The sequence below is a fragment of the Actinomycetota bacterium genome, from assembly GCA_036280995.1.
Classification (GTDB): Bacteria; Actinomycetota; CALGFH01; order CALGFH01; family CALGFH01; genus CALGFH01.
This window is the reverse complement of sequence record DASUPQ010000416.1, coordinates 1-3034: the sequence shown is the minus strand read 5'-3', so window position 1 is coordinate 3034 and position 3034 is coordinate 1. Positions and strand designations below refer to the sequence as shown.

The 3034-nt window shown below is 72.2% G+C and carries 4 protein-coding genes; 1 reads left to right on the top strand and 3 read right to left on the bottom strand.

Annotated elements, in window-relative coordinates; all coding sequences use genetic code 11:
- Both VF468_13685 and VF468_13680 read right to left on the bottom strand, forming a co-directional pair.
- Positions 1 to 601: FAD-dependent oxidoreductase (locus VF468_13685; GenBank protein ID HEX5879345.1), on the bottom strand; the 601-nt coding region annotated here is incomplete at its 3' end.
- Complete coding sequence (locus VF468_13680) at positions 598 to 972, bottom strand: hypothetical protein (GenBank protein ID HEX5879344.1); 375 nt, start codon at positions 970 to 972, stop codon at positions 598 to 600. The genes VF468_13685 and VF468_13680, both read right to left, overlap by 4 nt.
- A gap of 64 nt (positions 973 to 1036) precedes the next feature.
- Here VF468_13680 and VF468_13675 point away from each other — a divergent pair, with 64 nt between their 5' ends.
- Entirely contained in the window at positions 1037 to 1990 is a 954-nt protein-coding gene (locus VF468_13675) for a MerR family transcriptional regulator (protein ID HEX5879343.1), read from the top strand.
- 166 nt (positions 1991 to 2156) lie between these two features.
- Here the strand turns inward: VF468_13675 and VF468_13670 are convergent, their stop codons facing one another.
- Positions 2157 to 2552 carry a hypothetical protein gene (locus VF468_13670; GenBank protein HEX5879342.1) on the bottom strand — a complete coding sequence of 132 codons (396 nt, stop codon included), beginning with the start codon at positions 2550 to 2552 and terminating at the stop codon, positions 2157 to 2159.
- Positions 2553 to 3034 lie beyond the last annotated feature (482 nt).

Sequence of the window (3034 nt, the reverse complement as noted above, 5' to 3'; positions counted from 1 at the left end):
CGTGGTGGGACAGGAACCGGAGCAGGTAGCGCGCGGGGTACAGCAGCGCCGTCGTGCTGCCGGCCGACCAGACGCAGGAGACCAGGGGTACGGCGTACAGCCGGATGAACCGCGCTGAGAAGCCCTCCTGCGCGAGGAACTCCGCGAACGTGGTCTGGTCGTTGTCGTCGGTGCGCCGCAGGAAGCGGCGAGCGCGGCGATGGAAGCTGCGCACCTGCGCAAGAACCGACAGGAACCGCGGGTCGAGGGCGCGTCGGCGCTGGGCGAAGACGCCGGGCAACCCCTTGCCGCCGGCGTACTCCAGCCCGCTCGCCTCGTCAGTGATGCTCATGCTCATCTCGGCGCGCCGGGTGGCGACGCCCAGCTCGCCGAAGAGCTGTCGCAGCTGCGGGTAGGTCCGGTCGTTGTGCACGATGAAGCCGGAGTCCACGGCGCGGTGGTGGCCGGCCGGGTCGGTCACCTGATGGGTGTGGGCGTGGCCGCCCAGGCGGTGGTCGGCCTCGAACAGCGTGACCCGGTGGCTGCCCGCAAGGCGGTACGCCGCGGTCAGCCCGGCCACCCCGGACCCGATCACGGCGACGCTCGGAGCGGCCCGGCTCATCGGCGGCCGCCGGCGAACACGATCGACCCACCGCAGAGCAGGCCCCAGGCGCCGGCGACCATGGTCACCTTCGCCCGTGACGCTCGTGGCGCGGCGACCCCGAAGCCGATCACGTCGCTGGCGTCGCAGGCCACCCGGGCGGCCACCGCCGCCACCAGCGGCCCGCCGGCCGGGGCGGTCAGAATCGCCAACCCCGACAGCAGGTCCCGCGCACCGATGACGCTGCCCAGCACCCGGCCGGACGCGGACACCGCCGGGGCATCCGGCTCCAGCCCGGCGGCGCGCACCACCGAGCCCGGTCGCCCGAGTGTGTAGACGCCGTACCCGAGCGTCGCCAAACCGAGTGCGCGGGGGATGAGAGTCTGTCGCATGTGGGATCACCGTTTCGCTGCTCTGGTCAAGCCGCCGGAGGTGTGTCTAGAGTTTGTCTAACAAATGCTAGACATGGCGGCGCATAGTGTCAATGTTTGTCTAGGGATTGGGGGCTGGTGCAGGATGGAGCGTCCAGACGACGCTGCCCTGGTGCGGATCGGCGAGCTGTCCCGCCGGCTCGGTGTGAGCGACCACGTCCTGCGGGCCTGGGAGAACCGGTACGGCGTGCTCGAGCCGATCCGGTCCGCGGGCGGGTACCGCCTCTACTCCGCCCGCGACGAGAACCGGGTCCGGCGGATGCAGGGCTACCTGCGAGCCGGGCTGTCACCGGCCCAGGCTGCCCAGGCGACGCTGGCCGAGGAGCATGCCGCACGACCCGTCGCGGTGCCGACGGCCGGGCTGCAGCACCTGGTGAGCGAGTCCTCGCAGGCGTTGCGGGATGCGTTGGACGCGTACGACGAGCCCACCGCCGACGCCGTCCTCGACCGGCTGCTCTCCGAGCTCACGCCGAGCACGGTGCTGCGCAGCGTGGTGCTGCCCTACCTGCATGACCTCGGAACGCGGTGGGCGGCCGGTGAGGTGAGCGTGGCGCAGGAGCATTTCGCCAGCAACCTGCTCAAGGGGCGGCTGGCGGGGCTTGCGCGTGACTGGGGGCAGGGCAACGGCCCCGGGGTGCTGCTCGCGTGTCCGCCCGACGAGCTGCACGACCTGCCGCTGATGATCTGCGGGATCGTGCTGAGCCGAACGGGCTGGCGGGTCGGATACCTCGGTGCCAGCACCCCGATACCCGAGCTGGTCACCGCCACCAGGCAGCTGCAGCCCAGGCTCGTCGTACTCGCCTCGACCACTTCCGACCGGTTCACCAGCATCAGCACCGAGCTGAGCGCCCTGGGACACGTGTCGCCGGTCGCCATCGCCGGTGCCGGCGCAAGCCAGCACCTCGCCGACAGCATCGGCGCCCAGTGGCTGAACCGGGATCCGGTGACCGCGGCCGAGGAGCTGACACCACCACACTGACCCGGCCGGGAACCCATGGCACCAGGGCCCGGGCGACGCCACGGCAGACGGGCACCGGAAATGCCCGATGGGTGCCGCCGCGACCAGCGGGGCAGGACACCCTCGGAGCCGACAGGGGCAGAGGCGTCGTAGACCTCGGCGTCATGCGCGGTTCCTGTACGGCTGCTCAGCCGGTGACCACCGGCCACCCCGGCCGGCCAACGCCACGGCGCGGCCACCAACGGCACGGCCCGGCCGCCCGAACGTCCCCGGCTCCGGCCCGCCGGTCCAACCACACGCAGGCGTCATCCCTCGCCGCCAAGAACCGTGAGCGGATTGATGACAACCTCGCGGGCAACCGTGGAGTCCGCGCACGGGCAGACGACGACGCCACGGCCAGGATCGGCGGCTTCACCACTTGGGCGCTGGGGCGGTAGGTGCCGATGCTCCAGTCGTGGCCCTCGGGGTCGAGGACGCGTGCCCGCCGGGTGCCCCACGCGGTATCTTCGGGCGCGATCACGCTGTGCGCGCCGGCATCGGTGGCACGCTGGTGCCTGGCGTCGACCTCGGTGGCGGCGGGCACCCACAGGTACACACCGCCGCCCCACGCTGCGTCCCGTCAGCGTGGGGATGTCGTAGTCGGTGTCCGTGCCGGCCAGCATGAGGGAGGCGTCACCGTACCCGACCTCGGCCGCGATCCCGCCTGCGCCGTCGTCGTGCCGGACCACCACGTCATACCCGACCCTGGCCATCCAGTCCAGCGCCGCGCCGGGGTCGCGGTAGCTCAGGTGTACAGACAGCCTGGCGGCAGGGTTGGGGAGCCGATGCTCGCCGGCCACCGTCATGGGCTCGTACCCTTCACTGGTGAGTCGGTCTCGCCGTGTTCGGCTCCCATCGCACCACGCCGGCCACCGGTGTCGGTGGCTGAACCGCGGCCGGCTGGCCAAGCGACCCGTACCCGGCGCGGCCACCGGACCCGCTCACCCAGGAGCACCCCGATGGCCCGGGACGACCACCGGTGCGGACCAGCCGTGCCGTGCATCACGCGACGCCGATCAGATTGCC